Origin of the sequence: Janthinobacterium sp. NFX145 (assembly GCF_049810325.1) — a bacterium.
Taxonomy (GTDB): Bacteria; Pseudomonadota; Gammaproteobacteria; order Burkholderiales; family Burkholderiaceae_D; genus Janthinobacterium; species Janthinobacterium rivuli.
Genome location: NZ_CP187360.1, coordinates 4,538,467 through 4,555,109 on the forward strand (window position 1 = coordinate 4,538,467; position 16,643 = coordinate 4,555,109).

Consider the following 16,643-nt stretch of genomic DNA (forward strand, 5'->3'; position numbering starts at 1 on the left):
TCAACACCTTCAGTCCATAAGTTGCATCATAGCATTATTTTCTTAATTTTGTCAATCGACTTTATGGGATTGTCTCGATTTTTAAGCTTATCTTAATAAAATACAAAAGTAAATCTCTAGAAAACTAGTTCTTTATGGACATCTACGCGGAACACCTTGTCGAAGAAAGTCTCCACAATAATATTTAGACATCTAAGTGGAGCGATTGCAGGTCTGTTCATGGGGCATCCGACATCAAGATTGCTAGTAAGCACCCGTCCTGCTATTGAAGTTGCCAAATATAAAATCGATAGCTTCATTAGACCGACATCTCGTCACTTACCGGCACGTATCGGCGTCCAACGATGGAAATTGGCACGAAATTGCTCCTATAACGAACGAATAGAGGTCTTATGGAAAAGATAATTCTAGATTTAAACGAGCTCAGCGCCTTGCTTGGCCGCAGTCCTGAAACAATTAAGAAAGACCTGAAGCGGAATCGACTTGCGGTACCTCCCTGTCTGCACATCCCTGGCACACGGCTTCTACGCTGGCGGAAGGCTGATGTCGATAGCTGGCTCGCCAGTCACGTCGAAGTCCGGAGTGGGAGCAGCAAATGAGCGCGCGCTTCGAACCTCACCTATACGCTACGACGCTGAGTGCATCGGACAACTATGCAGTTGATGGTGGCCTTATCCATACCTGGACAGGCAGCCATTGGTCAGTTACGAGCGATGATATCGCCTGTAAACAGGCATATCGCTGGATTGCAACGTCCGAACCACGTGATGCCACTGCCGAAAATGCGAAGAAAGCGGTCAATTCTGCGAAACTCTGGCTCCCAGACGTAGCGAAAGAGTCGGCGGATATTGTGATTCCCTGTATGAACGGCTATGTCCAAGTCAAGAATGGTAAGGTCGCGCTCACTTCTCCCGACAAATCATTAGGACTCAAACACTCACTAATTTGTGAGTTCCAGCCGGATTTTGGGCCAGCTACTCAATTTGAAAAATTTCTGGAAATGATTTTGCCTGACCCCGCAGTGCGGTCACGCGTACAGGAATATATCGGCTATACGTTGACCTCGGATGCCCGGTATCAGAAGGCCCAGCTGTGGCTTGGGAGCGGCGCTAATGGTAAAGGTGTACTGGCTAACATAGTTCAGAAATTACACGAAAATACCGCTGCAATCCGCCTAGATGCTCTAGACGGCTTTAACCTCTCCGTCCTCATCGGCGCAAGTCTCATTTACGTTGATGAAGTTCCAAAGGCACGCATCAACGAGCAAATGCTCAAGAGTTTGATTGCTGGCGAGAAAATACAAATTGACCGAAAATATGAAACTCCGCTCAGCACTCACATCCGTGGAAAATGGTTAGTATTGGGAAACCATCTTCCTGCCATTACCGACCATAGCATTGGATTTTGGCGCCGGTGGGACATTGTCCCTTTTAACGTGACGATAAAAGAGAGTGAACGTGACCCGCTCTTGGCAAATAGCATTATTCGTACCGAAATGCCGGGCGTTCTAAATTGGGCTCTGGAAGGATTATTGCGCTTGCAGAAACGTGGAGCATTTGAAGTAACATTGCCAGTGGCGATGCAGAATATTTTAAGCGACGCTAAAAGGGAGTCCAACTCGGTGCAAGCGTGGTTCGAAGAAAATGACATTGTCGCATCTCATTCACTGCAATCGACAAAAGATGAAATATATGAACATTACCGCGAATGGTGTTCACGTAATGGAATGGCATCGATGGCATCCCCGCGCTTTTGGCAAACGATTCGCGGCATCGTGTCCTTGAATGAAGTGCGTAGACGAGAAGGCAGTCAGCAGGTCCGTTACTGCAATCTACTTCTACCAAACAACCGGCAAAGAAATTCAGGCCTGGCCATAGTCGGCGGTTGAGCCGAACATCTACTTTTCTATGCTTTGATGTGACCGGCGTCATTAGAAAAATAATGAACTTGGTCGAAAAAAAACGCCCATATCTATGGGCGTTTTCTTTCCCGGTGTGCCATGTGTGTCAAGCAAATTCGAAAACTATTCCATCCTCATGTAAGAATCGACAATTTACCGTATGTCTATTCGCGTACTATTTTCTAAAATTACCCAGCACACCTGACACACAAAATATCAACTCTCCGATTAAGAAGAATTATGAAGGAGTGACATTGCAATAACGAAATATTTCCAAAGAATAACCTGACACACCTGGCACACCTGGCACATACAATGTCAATTCATCCAGGCAAGCTTGAAGTATGCCGCGGACATTCCTTCATTGGCCAATGCTTCGCAACAGCGCCGCTACCGCGGCAATTGTCCATGGTTCCTAGCCATGTGGCAAGGCTTTGAAAGCGTCCCCAGCTCTGCCCAACACCTCGCCCTGAGCTTGACAATCGAATGGTATCGGCCGGAGGCACTGACCACTTCTAGTACCGCTGCTCCCGTCGCGTTTCTTGGCCAACTGATGCCCCCCCAGGCTGCTTATCGTATGCAAGTGCTTATCGTATGCGAATCGCCGTGCATTCGCAGTGCCCACGCGAAGAACCGGTATTTCTGGCTTCGGCATGTGGGCTCGCGTTTTCTCGCTAAACCGATGCCGGCGAAAAATATAGTGACCGGCGCCATGCGCAAGAGATTTATTCGCTCCCCCCCATCGCGCTGGCTTGCTCTTTCCGACTTACGTAACCACGTCTCGGCCAACGACGTCCACTATCACCACTGTTAAAGCTCTCCTCCACCATCCCAGTTTCGAACATTTGACATCGCCATTGTTGCTTCCCGTCGCACGTTAGCTATACGGTTTCAGGCCACGACGTGAACATGATTTGCAACACATCCTCACGCGCGCCATTGCGCTCGACCACTACCTATTGCGAGTGCCGGTGTCGTCCGGCCAGCGGGGTAATTTAGACAGCGCTTCTCGCCGACGACATAAATCATGTTGCTACATATCAGTAGAACGGATATCACCGTTCCAATCAACCCCACCATTAGTCAAAGGATAATCATATGCATAAACAAGCGCGCATAATTGCAATTTGCCACCCCAAAGGAGGAGTTGGTAAAACCACAACCACGATGGTCCTCGCGGCAGCGCTCGCAGAGCGAGGCTACGGGGTTTTAGTCGCGGACTGCGATGCACAAGCCTCCGCATCCGCCTGGGCAAACGCGGCACCAGAGCTAAAGCCATTTCCGGCTGCGGTAGTCAACCTTTCAGCGTATGCAGGAAAAGTACATCGAGAGATTCAAAAGCAGCTCGATAAGTACGATTTTGTCGTCGTCGATTGTCCGCCAGGCCTGGATTCTTTAAGTCCCCAATCTGCGATTCTCGTAGCCGACTTAGTCATCGTGCCTTTGCCTCCCTCTCCTGCAGACCTTTGGGCAGCACGTGGAGTAAAACTACTGATTGAGCGGGGTTTAGGACTCAACCCATCGTTGAAAGCAGTTATCTTGGCAAATCGGGTCGTTCGGACGTCGCTTTCTAACGCAATCATGCGAGAGCTTAATGAATTCGGCATTCCGCTGATGTCATCGAGGTTATCTAATCGAACTGCCTATCAAGAGGCGGTTATAAGCGGGGTATCAGTATCAGCTCTGGGCCGAGATGCACAGGTCGCGATAGGTGAGGTCAACGCATTCGCCGACGAAGTGTTGGCACTAATCGGAGAATGCAAATGACGAAAAAGATGTTTGATGAGGCCAAGTTGCGCTCAACAGTTGCGCAACAAGATGTAGCCTTAGTAGACCGATTTGATAAAGCAGATTCTATCCTGCTGAAGGCTACGGAACCCACCATGGAATTGAGGCCATCCACACGGAAATCATCCGTGGTACGGGACACGTTTTCCATGCCGCTCGATGACTATGCTCTAATCGAGAAACTACGCCTTATTGCTAACAAGGAAGGTAGAAGTTCGACGAGTAAGAGCGAGGTCGTGCGTGCCGGATTGCAAGCGTTGGGTGCACTCAGTGGTCAACAGTTGGTTCAAGCTCTTAGCAAGCTTGAGAAGCTGGCGCCAGGTAGGAAAAGATAATTTATTTTATACCGTTATAATGATTAAAGTCGTTATAACGGTATTTTGTTAGTAGACCAGCAATAATCTTCTATGTCAGTCGGCCTCTATCACTTCTTTGTAGACGTTCGCTCGAGTGCTAGAGAAAATTCATCGGGGAATTTTCGACCAGCCATATGCATCCACGATTGTGTAAGTTCGGAAAATACCTGCCACCCCATTAACGGTCTGCTCCTTTTCCAGATTAAACAACATCCAGTCAGGCTTACTACCATCAGAAAATGTTTGCAAATCACCATTGCTAGAAATTTTAGTAAGCGGATTAATTATTGCGTCAATCCCCGAGTTTTTGCAAAATAACGCAAGCCGGTTAAACCTATCTGCGTAACTATCTCTTTCTTCACTGCAACGTTCATCAATGCAAAGATTTTTCCCGAGCCACTCAAACCACCCGTTCTTGCGTTGCACATAATTTTCCAATGACCCAAACTTCAGCATAATTTTGCGACCCAGGGGTACTTTAAATTTTTTTGAAGCGTGGAAGCCTTGGACACCTCGCCTTAATCGTTTGAGCATATCATCGGAAACATTTACCGAACTCAAGTCGAGCACTACAAGCTCTGGATGCGAAAGCACAACGGTATATATCATTCTTCCAGGCCCAGGAAGCGGATAGTCATCAAACAATTTTTTATCATTACGCGCAATACATTTTTTGTACGCAATGCATGCCATCCGCTCCGCGTAATTTTGGTCTTCGGTTAACCAAATACCTTCAATTCCATCAGTCGTCTCTCCAAAATACCCCGCGTTTAATTTGAATCCATATGTATTTTTCGGATTTTGTGAGGATAAATTTGGCATGGATAGCCATCCAATAGAGGTTCCGTGGTACAGAGTGGGTATAGTTTTCATTGGAAATTTTTTGAATGCAAAGTCGTCTTTTGGCCGATAGAGGAACAAGAGCATAGCGGATTGCTAAGCAGAAAATCTGACACATTGTCACTCTGCTATAAATGGCAGTTTCTGTCAAAACCTTGGCGCTCGGCTGATTTTAGCATATTACCTAGATGAAAATATAAAAAATAGTCACCACTGACAGCATGCGCTGTACCGCTTCTCTTAATTTTTCAATTTCTGACAGTGTTCAGGTAGATGTTATTATTTGAATTCTTTAAGACCCAGACTTTTTCAGGCTTCTCAGTCAAACATCGAGCAGCCATCAAACATCGAACCAGTATCAAACATAGACCCAACATCCAATATACCCGTAGCGTAGTCTATCGAAGAAAAAGAGCCTTCGCCATCAACGCTGTCAGGCTGACCCCATAAATTTCCCCTCAAGTCAATACCACCAACTCCGCCCACCATCGGCATTGCAGTTGCGGGATTGATTACCATCATCTGATTACTGTCAATACGTACACCCAACGGCTCTGTATCAGAATCAAAAAAGGAGGTCCTTGATAGCGGGAACATGAAGTTAAACAGCGTCGATAAAATACTCATATTATTTCCTTTTCTATTTTTTGGAAAACAATACTAGCATCATATTTTTTATAAAGATAGATTAATTTTTTAGCACCTCTAAAGAACAAGTTCTTTGCAATCAAATACACATAAGAAATTCAGCTCCTACGCGATGCGCTTTTAAATCTGTCGCTACACGATTCAGGAGCAAAAAAACAACTTTGAATTTTTAGGACATACGGTATGAATCGTACAAACCATATATTTGAATTCAGCAAGTCAGGCCGTGTCTTTGCATACATTTCAGCTACGAGCAAAGAACACGCGAGACAGAGAACTCGACATGTAAATCATCTTGTTCACATACCGTTTGATTGCAGAGTAAGAGCTGTCAAGAAGGCGATTGTCGGCAAGGGTGCTATATTTTTTGAAGAGCATCTTCAACGAATGGATGACCTCTTTGAAAAAGCAGAGAGGGACACCGCATTAAGTATACCTAATTCTCAATACGCTTAGCATTACGTCCCAACAATGATACAAGGAGAAAATTATGAAATTATTGGATATTGCAGACATTATTGAAAAACTTTTGGACTTACGTACAAGCCGTCCAGCTTTAGCGCGAAGGATGGCGCACGAAAAAGAGCTCCCCGATGACCCAGTGCCATACTTAATTGAACGCATTGAAACAGCATATACAGCATGCCAAAATGTTACGCCATTGACGAAACCAATAGTGTTTTCTGAGCTAACAACCTGGCTAATTATTAGTCACAGCTTTTACCTGATACGGCTTGTCCGCGAGGAAAACCCTTGGACGTTCTCCTATCCAAAATCAGATATTCATACCTGTCATTGAGCAATTACTTTTCTTACGGCGGAGCCCATGGCTGGACTCTGCCGTTTCTCTATTGAAACGAGGCTAAAACGAGGGCGATAGATTACCTCCACGCGCTATCTGCCAGTCTCAAAATTCCTATTAAAATCTGCAATAATGTATTTCCCACCAACTTCGGAGCAGCGCTTCATCAAGAAGCGCCACCACCTCCGAGCGCACGACATGGCCAATAAGATTTATATGAATAATATCGTTCATACGGTGCATACGGTTTATACGGTTCATACGGTTCATAAGGCTCATACGACTCATATGATTTATATGATTCAGACTTCTGTCCAAGTTATACGTCGAACTATGTCAAGATTACCATTCAAAAAAAGACCCCGCAGCTGCGGGGTCGAATCAATCAGTGCCAAGTATCGGCGTTGTTATCCAAAAACGTCAAAAATTGTTCGCTGAACACGGTGCCGGCGTAGACGCCGTTGAACTCAAAAGCGTTTGATACTTCTGCACCAGAAATACGCTCACCCATCTCCACTGCACGTTCAAGTGACATTGCTTCGATGACCATGTTTCGGTAGTCGCTGACGGGGTGTTCGGTGTGCACAATATAAGTTTTTTCCATGTTGTTTCCTGTGTGATTTTAGATGTCCTGCATTTCCTATAGACACCTGCAAAAAAGGAGGTCAGACAGCCTTCCATTTCTTGCTAATCCCGCCTGACGACAAAAAGCCCCGACATGCGGGGCTTTGGGCGGGTTAGTAGCTTCAGCTGTCGGGGTTAGCTGAGTCGCTCGTGAGCCATGCGCAGCGTTTCCGGCGTCAGGTGCCCGAACAAGTCCAGTGCCAGCAGCTCCACCTCGTCCGCGGTCGGCGCCTTGGTGCGCTTTGCTTGCAGCTTTTTTTTGCGTTCAGCAAGTGCCACTTTTGTTGTTTCGCGTGACGAAGCTGCCGCTTCAATGACAGCGAGCAACTTCTCAGCTCCGACTAGCTCCCCGGTGAAGTTGTCGACCTTGGCAGTGAACACAAATGCTTTGTTCTTGTAGTCGTAGCCGTTTGCCGGGCTCAGCTTTGCGAGGGTTTTGAAGTGCGTCGTGTTCAGTACTTTAGAAGTCCGCAAGGTGAACACTACACCCCGTGGACCGGGGTTAGCCGTGATGGAAAATACGGAAGTGCTGTTGACCGCGGCTACGAATTGATGGAAGTTCATGGTGGCTCTCTCGTCAGTTGCGGGGTTACGCCATTGCTCCCCCGTTACACCCTGTAGCTAGAGTGTTTATATAGATTTGGTCGTCAACTTATATTTCTCTAAGGCAATATTGATGGCGACCGGCTGGCTGAGGAAATTAAGCGCTGAAAGCAAAATGCCCGAGGACGGGGCGTTTCTGAATGAGTGCTACTGATTTAGTATGTAATCCGCGCTATGGGACTGCCAGGTAATCCGACGAACGTCGCCCGCGTGCAGGAACTCCGTGATGACTTTGATACCCCACGCCGCCACCGCCGCCTCAACCAAGTCAATGCCAAGGCCACCAAGGCGATTTCGGCACTTCCTGCACCTACCGACCGCCCGGTCATCCGATTACATCTTGGAACGCCGGCAACACGTCTGCTAGAACTACGCAAGCGGACCGTGATGCAATACGCTCAGCAAGCATTTCGCCATGGCGCGTCAGGTGGTACCAGATTCAAAGTGCATTTCGCGGAAAGACGACAGAGGTCAGATACACAACTGACCTCGGCCGGAACTAAGACCTCTATCGAGGTTCATATAAGGGATGGAGCGCGAACATCGATTTGCATCAGATTTGCTTGCCCGCAGACTGGCGCCTCCGTGTTGAGCGCAAAGGTCTTGCACTGCTCAGTGGCTTGATGACACTGGATGCGCTTCAGATAGAAGCGCCTGCTGGTATCGAACTGTACGCAGCAGTCTGGGCCTGCCAGAGCCGTGGCTATGCTGTCAGAACAGAGCGTGGGTTCATCGCTGTTGCCGGCAGCGACAGTTTTCATAGCGACACGACAGAAGGAGCAATTTTGGGTGTGCAGCGTAAACGTCGCAACGTACCCACAAGGGCAGCAACCATTGCCGACATGACGTCGGCAGTCGATACCTTCATCACAAAATACTCAAGATACGACATTTATGTCAGTCTAGATGACGCACCCAAGACAGGAAGCTGCGAGTACGGCATTCACTCTTGGTGTGCTTCTGTCGGCATTGATATCGGCCGTGCACGGGTGCCAATGATTGAGTTGCTTGAGGGTTTCCGCCGCTTGCCACAAATAGAGGTTCGTCGTGCCGTGCTTGGCGCGGTAAAGCGCAATCGCCGCAAGCTGAATGCCAATATGTCATCTCAATAACGTATTTCTTCGCTTGAAATATAACGCTAACAATTCAATGAACTTGAGTCGTTAGCGTGCTGCTCAGCGATATAGAATCTAAACTCATTGGCCATCAATAATGGCCATGACGAGTAATTTTTAAAAAAATAATCGCGGATTTTTATACAAACTTCCTGAACAGCGATGATTTATCAGTCCAACCATCCGATAATCTCTCATTGTTTTTTCCAGAGATAGAAGTCCACCGGAAAATTAACGTCATCGAAAATAAGTTTTTCCAAGAACGGCAGAGCAGCCGCCGGTTGATATCCGTTGCCATAAGCCTGCTCACTGCCGACTTCACGGAAAAAGTCTCGGTCCCTATCGCGCAAAAGTTGACGACCAGACAGTAATTGAGAAAGCCCTGCAGGCCAAACGCCTCGGCGCGCTTGAGAGTCTCGAATCCGGTCTTCAAACTGATGTCGAAAACTGTGCGGCCCGAAGCCACTTCCAAAGGCGAGCTTGTCGCGCACAAACCGCAAGAAACTCTGCTCAAACGCTCTCCCCCACATCGGACTCTTGCCACCGGGCCTCGGAACTGACGACTCGAACAACGGTACTTCGATGCCTTTTGATTGACGGCGGCCCTCAACATACTTGGAGAATCCAAGCTCAATTAGCTTTGGATGGACTGGTATAGTCCGGAAGACGCTCGGATTCTTTAAGCTTCGCTTGGGCAGCCTTGTATCGTCCATGCCGGAGACACTTTTTCCCAATCCATCATGCTCCACCTGACGATTTTCGTTTGGCATTTCAATTTGAAATTTGAAGCAAAGCACGCCATCGACAAAAAAGATATCGCTAGTCATTAATTGCAAGAACTCGCGTACCCGGGCACCATGAAGCAATCCGATAAGTGGGCCAAAATAACGTGCGGCCAGGTCCACTCCCAGCTTACCGCGAAATTGAGTCGTGTTTGGCGCGTACCAATCTGATGAGAACAAAGTGTTGATTTGCTCGCCAGAAAACGCAAAGCGTGGATTCTGCCGTTTTTTCCGCTCCGCATCTGATAGCTGCGGCATCATCTCAAGTTTAATGACGGGGTTATCTGACGTCATCAAAGCTTTCGTGCGGGCGAGAGCGAACATTTCTTTCAATGCCCGCTTTGCATGCCCATCAACATATCCTTGCGACCATTTTTTTGGAGCTGAAAACAGCTGAAATTCAAAGAACCGAAATACATCGTTTGATGTAACCTTGTCTAAAGCAACATCACCATTGAAGGCAATGAAATTATTCCATATCGAAATTGCCATACTTATGGGCTTCGGCCCCACGGTCTTTGACTTGTACTCAATGAATTCATCATTCATATCGGAAAGGCGCGTTCCGGCTACTTGAACAACAATTGGGTCCACAGGAGCATCCCCCTGGTTACGAGCCGATATGAACTTCTGCGCAGTCCGCTCTGCTTCGGCAAAGGAACGGATGAGGGCTGGAAACTGGGGGTCGGTCAAGGCGATTTCATAACCAAGCGTTTGACACCAATCATTCACGTCCTCGACTACGCCCTTCCAATAGCGCGAAGCACGTCCTTGCGCCAAGACGCTCCGCATCACAGAGTCGGAGCGTATGCAAAAATCTTCAATTTCAGCCAAATGTTCATCATCGACACCGATGTCGCCATGACGTTCGTCATTATCTGTATTGAGCCATGATTGCAGTCGAGCACCGACAATTTGCTGAATTAGCTGGGTAGTTAAAGGCGCAAAAGCAGTCTCCCGCTTTTCCACCAATAGTTCGCACATAGTGTGCCACTCACGACGCTTCTTCGCGACGATTTCGGCGCCAATCACTTTGGCAACGCGCAGGTCCGCAGTTCCGGTTGAGCATCGAAAAGAGTGCTCTTTTTTATCAAGAAAGGGCTGGACAGATGTAGGTGCGGTAAGACGGACGTAGTAGTTTTCACTACGTCCATCGTCTCGACGATAGAGGTATTTTGGCAAGGCGACTTCCTTATCTTTGACACACTTTTTTGTCACACCTGTCTCCAAAAAATCTTTTAGAAACAGTAAGATAAGGGAAATCAACTACTTATGCAATTCTGGCGGAAGCGGTGAGATTCGAACTCACGAACAGTGTAACCCGTCGCTAGTTTTCAAGACTAGTGCCTTCAACCACTCGGCCACGCTTCCAGATGGCAGCATTATACATAAAGGTCAGTGGCTTACCAATGGCTAGCACTCCCACGGCCTTATTTCCCCCAGCGAAGCGGACAGGAGAACGCCCACGGCTCTTCGCCTGCGGGGGCAACGCCTGCGCTGGCACAGCAAAACTGAGCCTTACAGGCCCCAGTTTTCCCGCAGCGCCTTCTCGAACTCCACCGCTGGCAACGGGCGCGAGAACAGATAGCCTTGCACTTCGTCGCAGCCAGAACTCTTCAGGAAGGCCAGTTGCTCGGTCGTTTCCACGCCTTCCGCGATCACTTTATGGTGCAGCTGCTGGGCGATGCTGATGATGGTGCTGGCGATGGCGCAGTCGCTGGCGTCTGTCGGGATGCCGGTGGTGAAGGACCTGTCGATTTTTAACGTGTCGATGGGGAAGCGTTTCAAATAGGACAGGCTGGAATAACCGGTGCCGAAGTCGTCCAGCGACAGGGCCACGCCCAAGGCCGTGATGCGGTCCATGATGCCGATCACGCGCTCGATGTTGTGCATCAGGGTGCTTTCCGTGATTTCCAGCTCCAGCCAGGCCGCTTCCAGGCCGTAGCGGGACAGGGTCGCCGCCACCCTGGCGGGCAAGGCTGCCGTGAATTCGCGGGCGGAGACGTTGACGGCCAGGCGGATCGGCGGCAGGCCGGCCAGTTTCCACGCTTGCGCCTGGGCGCAGGCCGCTTCCAGCACCCATTCGCCCACTTGCACCACCAGGCCCGTCGATTCGGCCAGGGGGATGAATTCGGCGGGCGGGATCATGCCGTGCTGCGGGTGGTGCCAGCGCACCAGCGCTTCGGCACCGATGATGCGGCCGCTGCCCAGCGCGTATTTCGGCTGGTAGTGCAGCAGCAGTTGCTGCTCGGACAAAGCCTGGCGCAAGCCTGTTTCCAGGCGCATGCGCGCCTGCATGCCCAGATTCATGTCCTGGCTGTAGAAGGCCACGCTTTCCGCTTCGCCGCCGCTGTCCTGTTTGGCGCGGTACATGGCGATGTCGGCCAGGCGCAGCAGGGTTTCCGCGTCCTGCCCGTCTTGCGGGTAGACACTGATGCCGATGCTGGCGCCCACGCGCAAGTCGTGGCCTTCGATCAAAAACGGCTCCACCAGCGAGGCCAGCAGCTTTTGCGCCACCATGCTCGCTTCGAAATGCTGGCCGAGGTCGAACAGGCCGACGGCGAACTCGTCGCCGCCCAGGCGCGCCACCAGGTCCTGGTCGCGCAAGGCATGGCGAAAACGCAGCGACACTTGCCGCAGCAGCTCGTCGCCGATGCGCCGGCCCAGGGTGTCGTTGATCAGTTTAAAGCGGTTCAGGTCGATGAACAGCACGCAGCCGAGCATCTTGCTGCGCTGCGCCACGGAGAGGGCCTGGTCGACCAGCTTGGCCAGCAGGGTGCGGTTGGGCAGGCTGGTCAGCGGGTCGTAATACGCCAGGTGGTGCAAGCGCTCTTCGGCCAGCTTGCGCTCGGTGATGTCCGTCAGGTAGGCGATGAGTCCGATGGGCTTGTCGTCCAGGTCTTGCAGCGGCGACAGGGACAGGCTGGCCCAGAAGATCTCGCCCGACTTCTTTCGGCGGCGCACCTCCATCAGGCGCCCTCCCTGCTCCAGGAAGGCGTCGTGGAAACCCGTGTCTTCGTCGTCGTACAGGAACAGGATGTTGCGCCCCACGGCTTCCACCGAGGTGTAGCCGAACAGGCGCTCGGCGCCCTTGTTCCAGCTGGTGATGTAGCCGGTCAAATCCATCGTCAGCACGGATTCGTGCAACTGGTCGAGTATCTGCGTCTGCTGCGCCAGCAAGGCTTCCACTTGTGCGTAGGCGTGCGTGGAACGTTGCGCCAGCGAATGCACTTGCAAGACGCCGGCCGTCAGCGATGCCAGGCTGGCCAGGTGGCGACGGTCGGCGTCGCTGTACACACTGCGTCCCGCCACGCTGTAATGGCCAAAGCAATGGCCATCGAAACTGATTTCCTGCAACAAGGCGGGCGTATCGCGGGGGAAAGGCGCGGGCGGAGCGCCGCCATCGGTGCTGGCCGCAGGCAGGAACTGGCCATGCGGGCTGGCCATCACGGCGCTGGCGATACGGCCCAGCTCGGCCACCAGCGCGGGGCCGCGCAAACGCACGACGGCGTCGCACAGGGCGGCGCTGTCACCAAGGAAATCCGACACCGGAAACAGGGTCATGCTAGAGGTTCCGGCTGACCTGGATGGCCCATTGGTAGGCCTGCAGCAGGCTGCGCCAATAGGTTGCTCCATCGATGCCGGCGCGGCGCAAGCCTTCGGGCGGCGGCGTGGCGCTTTCGACCAGCGCCAGCAAGGTGCCCAGCTCGCCGTTGCGTTCGAGCAAGGCGGCGCTCACTGCGGGCGCCAGGTTCAGGGTGGCGATGATCTCTTCCATCGGCATGCCCAGCAGGACGTCGAGCAGCGAGAACACGCCCGCCATGAAGGCCAGGTCTTGCGCGTCGCGGTCGCCGCCACGCAGCTGGCACAGCGCTTCCATCTGCGCCGCGCGCACGGCCGCCAGCGGCAGCAGCGCGTGGATCTTGCCGTCGTCCTGTTGCCGCGCATACAGCAGCAGTTGCAGCCAGCGCTGCAGCTGGCGCCGGCCCAGCAAGGTGATGGCCTGGCTGAAACTGGTAATCGGCGCCGTGAAACCAAAGGCGGCTGAATTGACCAGTTTCAATAAATGATAGCTGAGCGATGGGTCTTGCTTGAGCGGCACTTCCAGCTCGTGCGCGTCGGCATCACGGGCCAGCAAGCCCAGCAGCGCCAGCAGGCGGCGCCGCGACGTGGCGTCTTCCGGCTCGCTTTGCTGGCGCGCATGGTGCAGGGCGTAATCGCCGGCAAACCAGCTCACGCCAAGTTCTTGCAAGGCAGAAAACTGCCCCGCGTCGGCGATGTTGTAGGCCAGGTGCGGCCCCGCTAGGGGCAGCAGCTGGTGCAGGGCCGGGTGTGCGCCCGCCGCGTCAAAGCTCAGCGCGCGCGCATCGACTTGCGCCGCCGCCACGGGACCGGCTTCGGCCCCATCGAGAAGGATGCGGTAGCCGGCGTCGCGCCATTGCTGGCATTTTTTCTGGAGTTGCTTGTCGCCGGCAAGATGCGCCGGCAAACGGAAGATGGTGCGTTGCGGCGCCAGTTGCGCCAGCACGGCCTCGTCCACGCCATGCGGGTCGGCCAGGGGAATGATGCAGTCGAGCGGCGCCAGGAAGGCATACGCATCGGCGGCGGCCAGCGCCGCCAGCAGCGGCGCCGTCCAGGCCTGCGGACCATGCAAGGTGACAGCGACCCACTCGTTATGAGCATTGGCCACTGCTTGTAATCCCACCAACGGAAACAGGTTTGATTCAGACGCTGACATCGGTATCTCAGTGTGGGTAGGGCGCCATAGTAAATAAACTGACCAGCATTGGCAACCCTGGCCCGACAGGGATGCCCTCGACAGCGAGAATCATTCTATCCGAATCTCACCCATGAAACAGTTTAATTTTGGCAATAAATGTTCAAAAAGAACATTCTCCCGCGAGACCCGCCTGCCATGCGGGTGTGGCAAAAATCCGGCACGGCGCGCGCATGCTCAGGCGCTGCCGCCATGCGCGTGCTCGACCGCATATTTGATCAATTCGGCCTGCCCTTCGATGCCGAGCTTGCGCTTGATGTTCAACCGGTGCGTCTCCACCGTGCGCACGCTCAGGTCCAGCGCGCGAGCGATCTGCTTGTTCGACTGGCCCCCGGCGATGTGCTGCAGCACCTGCTGCTCGCGCGTGGTGAGGAAGGAATCGTGGACTTGCGGACGAGATAGCTGCCGCGCCAGCGCCGCGCTGTAATAGATACCGCCCGACATCACCGTCTCGATGGCGAAGACGATATCTTTCCCAGGAGCATCTTTGAGCACATAGCCGCGCGCCCCGGCGGCGATGGCTTGCGACACATATTCGAGCTTGTCGTGCATGGACAGGATCAGCACGGCGATCTGCGGAAACGCCTGCTTGAACAGCGCCGTCGCTTCGATGCCGTTGATGCCGCGCATATTGATATCCATCAACACGAGGTCCACCTGGTGGAGACGCGCCTGTGCCAGCGCCTCGTCGGCCCCGCCCGCCTCGGCCACCACGTCGAAATGCGCCACCGCTTCCAGGCGCGCACGCAAGCCGTCGCGCACGAGGGGGTGGTCGTCCACCAGCAGGATGTTGATCTTCTCGGTCATGGTTCTCTATTTTAATGTGGTGGAAAGCTCAAGCCGCGCCAGCACTACGGTGCCGGCCGGAGACGAGGTGATGTGCAGGCTGCCGCCGATGGCTTCCATGCGTTCCGTCATGTTGCGCAGGCCGATACCGCGCTGCGGATGCAGGGCGATGCCGTCGAAATCGAAGCCGCCGCCATTGTCCTGGATGCGCAATTCCACGGCCTTGCCCGCTTCGAGCAAGCTCACTTCCACGCCGCGGGCGTGGGCATGGCGCTCGCAATTGGTCAGCGCTTCCTGGGCGATGCGGAACAACACGGTATTGACCATGTCGGGCAAGCCCTCGCCCGCCGCCGCAGGGCTGGCCGTGAAACTGGCTTGCGCGCTGCTGCTGTCGTTAAATTCATGCACCAGGTGGTCGAGCGCGGCGGCCAGGCCCAAGTCGTCGAGAATGGCCGGGCGCAGATTGTGCGAAATGCGCCGCACCTCGCCCAGCACCTTGTTCAGTTGCTCGGCGGCCCGCTCGAAGGTGGCGGGCGCCTTGTCTTTCTGCTCAGCATTGCCACCCAGGCGCGCGATGCCCGCCTCGATCTGCAGCTTGATCGACACCAGCCACTGGCTGATGCCGTCATGCAAGTCGCGCGACAGCCGCGCCCGCTCTTCCTCCTGCGACTCGACCACCCTCTGCGCCAGCACTTTCAGCTTGGCGTCGGCCACGCGCAATTCGCGCAAGTTCAACACGAGGCCGCAGGCGGCCACCAGCAGGGAGCCGAGGATGGCGATGGCGGCGATCAGCTCCATGGTCGAGCGGATATTGCGCGACTGCTGGGCGTCGACCTTGGCCAGCGCCTGGTCCACGTCGTCCATATAGATGCCGGTACCCATCATCCAGCCCCACTCCGGCATCAGGATCACATAGCCGAGCTTGGGTGCGGACTTGTTGCTCGACGGCTTGATCCAGTTGTAGCGCTCGAAACCGCCGCCGCTCTTGGCCCGCTGCATCAGGCGCTGGATGGTGAGATTGCCCTCGGCGTCGCGCAATTGCCACAAATTCTGCCCCACCAGCTCGGGCTGGCGCGGATGCATCAGCGACTTGCCCTGCAAATCATAGATGAAGAAATAGCCATCGTCGCCATAGCTGAGGGCCGACAGGATGCGCTTGGCCTCCTCTTGCGTGGCGTCATCCTTGCGCCCCGACTGGTACAGGGAGGCGATGGAATGGCTGGCCAGGGTCACGTAATGCTTGAGTTCGGCCTCCTTGCTGGCCAAGTACGCCTGCTGGATGGTGGCGCGCTGCTGCTCGGCCAGGGTAATCGCCTGATGCCGCACGGCAAACGCGATGGCGCACAGGGCGAGGATCAGCGGCGTGATGGCCAGGAAGATGACTTTCTGTCTGAGTTTCATGGCCTTGCGCGCTCGGGCGGCGTCGATGCTGGTGGGAATGCGTGATTTTACGTCGCGGCGCGGCAATCGGTCTGCGTAGTAATACTGAGCGTTACTGCGTAGTCGTGCGCTTGCATCGATTATACGATTCCTGAATACTCGCCATAAGCTGCAGATACACCCAATTCACACCCAAACTGGCGACGACCAGGCTCGGCAGCACACATCATCGCACGGCACAG

General features: G+C 53.2%; 14 protein-coding genes and 1 tRNA gene. 5 read left to right on the forward strand and 10 right to left on the reverse strand.

The genetic code is table 11. From position 1 onward, the window contains the following. The first annotated feature begins 595 nt into the window (after positions 1 to 595). From ACPJXG_RS20255 to ACPJXG_RS20265, 3 genes are all read left to right on the forward strand, one after another. The gene (locus tag ACPJXG_RS20255) at positions 596 to 1,888 is read left to right on the forward strand and encodes a DNA primase family protein (RefSeq protein WP_425252145.1); all 1,293 of its coding nucleotides are present in this window, start codon (positions 596 to 598) and stop codon (positions 1,886 to 1,888) included. 1,110 nt (positions 1,889 to 2,998) lie between these two features. Continuing rightward, positions 2,999 to 3,667, forward strand: a complete 669-nt coding sequence (locus ACPJXG_RS20260; RefSeq protein ID WP_425252146.1) for an AAA family ATPase — start codon at positions 2,999 to 3,001, stop codon at positions 3,665 to 3,667. After that, positions 3,664 to 4,023, forward strand: a complete 360-nt coding sequence (locus ACPJXG_RS20265; protein ID WP_425252147.1) for a hypothetical protein — start codon at positions 3,664 to 3,666, stop codon at positions 4,021 to 4,023. The genes ACPJXG_RS20260 and ACPJXG_RS20265 overlap by 4 nt, the downstream gene beginning before the upstream one ends. 129 nt (positions 4,024 to 4,152) lie before the next feature. On the opposite strand, the gene ACPJXG_RS20270 is transcribed toward ACPJXG_RS20265, so the two are convergent. Together ACPJXG_RS20270 and ACPJXG_RS20275 are read right to left on the reverse strand one after the other, a co-directional pair. Continuing rightward, the gene (locus ACPJXG_RS20270; RefSeq protein ID WP_425252148.1) at positions 4,153 to 4,866 is read right to left on the reverse strand and encodes a hypothetical protein; all 714 of its coding nucleotides are present in this window, start codon (positions 4,864 to 4,866) and stop codon (positions 4,153 to 4,155) included. A gap of 336 nt (positions 4,867 to 5,202) precedes the next feature. Beyond that, positions 5,203 to 5,511, reverse strand: coding sequence for a hypothetical protein (locus ACPJXG_RS20275; RefSeq protein WP_425252149.1), 309 nt, complete (start codon positions 5,509 to 5,511; stop codon positions 5,203 to 5,205). Positions 5,512 to 6,022: 511 nt separating this feature from the next. Between ACPJXG_RS20275 and ACPJXG_RS20280 the strand changes: the two genes are divergently transcribed. Further along, on the forward strand, positions 6,023 to 6,331 hold the full coding sequence (locus ACPJXG_RS20280; protein WP_158301356.1) for a hypothetical protein: 309 nt from the start codon (positions 6,023 to 6,025) through the stop codon (positions 6,329 to 6,331). Positions 6,332 to 6,719: 388 nt separating this feature from the next. On the opposite strand, the gene ACPJXG_RS20285 is transcribed toward ACPJXG_RS20280, so the two are convergent. Then, complete coding sequence (locus ACPJXG_RS20285) at positions 6,720 to 6,938, reverse strand: hypothetical protein (RefSeq protein WP_099380346.1); 219 nt, start codon at positions 6,936 to 6,938, stop codon at positions 6,720 to 6,722. A 155-nt stretch (positions 6,939 to 7,093) separates the two neighbouring features. After that, the gene (locus tag ACPJXG_RS20290) at positions 7,094 to 7,522 is read right to left on the reverse strand and encodes a hypothetical protein (protein ID WP_099380345.1); all 429 of its coding nucleotides are present in this window, start codon (positions 7,520 to 7,522) and stop codon (positions 7,094 to 7,096) included. 602 nt (positions 7,523 to 8,124) lie between these two features. Here ACPJXG_RS20290 and ACPJXG_RS20295 point away from each other — a divergent pair. Beyond that, the gene (locus tag ACPJXG_RS20295; RefSeq protein ID WP_425252150.1) at positions 8,125 to 8,673 is read left to right on the forward strand and encodes a hypothetical protein; all 549 of its coding nucleotides are present in this window, start codon (positions 8,125 to 8,127) and stop codon (positions 8,671 to 8,673) included. Positions 8,674 to 8,870: 197 nt separating this feature from the next. Here the strand turns inward: ACPJXG_RS20295 and ACPJXG_RS20300 are convergent, their stop codons facing one another. The 6 genes from ACPJXG_RS20300 to ACPJXG_RS20325 all read right to left on the reverse strand — a co-directional run bounded on the left by ACPJXG_RS20300 (position 8,871) and on the right by ACPJXG_RS20325 (position 16,422). After that, positions 8,871 to 10,724, reverse strand: coding sequence for a hypothetical protein (locus ACPJXG_RS20300; RefSeq protein ID WP_425252151.1), 1,854 nt, complete (start codon positions 10,722 to 10,724; stop codon positions 8,871 to 8,873). A gap of 15 nt (positions 10,725 to 10,739) precedes the next feature. Beyond that, positions 10,740 to 10,829 (reverse strand) — tRNA-Ser (locus ACPJXG_RS20305). Between the two features lie 147 nt (positions 10,830 to 10,976). Next, positions 10,977 to 13,022: a putative bifunctional diguanylate cyclase/phosphodiesterase gene (locus ACPJXG_RS20310; protein ID WP_425252152.1), complete on the reverse strand. Its 2,046-nt coding sequence runs from the start codon at positions 13,020 to 13,022 to the stop codon at positions 10,977 to 10,979. 1 nt (position 13,023) lies between these two features. After that, positions 13,024 to 14,148, reverse strand: a complete 1,125-nt coding sequence (locus ACPJXG_RS20315) for an EAL and HDOD domain-containing protein (protein ID WP_425252153.1) — start codon at positions 14,146 to 14,148, stop codon at positions 13,024 to 13,026. A gap of 264 nt (positions 14,149 to 14,412) precedes the next feature. After that, positions 14,413 to 15,042: a response regulator transcription factor gene (locus ACPJXG_RS20320; protein WP_425252154.1), complete on the reverse strand. Its 630-nt coding sequence runs from the start codon at positions 15,040 to 15,042 to the stop codon at positions 14,413 to 14,415. A 6-nt stretch (positions 15,043 to 15,048) separates the two neighbouring features. Beyond that, positions 15,049 to 16,422: a cache domain-containing protein gene (locus ACPJXG_RS20325; protein ID WP_425252155.1), complete on the reverse strand. Its 1,374-nt coding sequence runs from the start codon at positions 16,420 to 16,422 to the stop codon at positions 15,049 to 15,051. Positions 16,423 to 16,643: the final 221 nt, after the last annotated feature.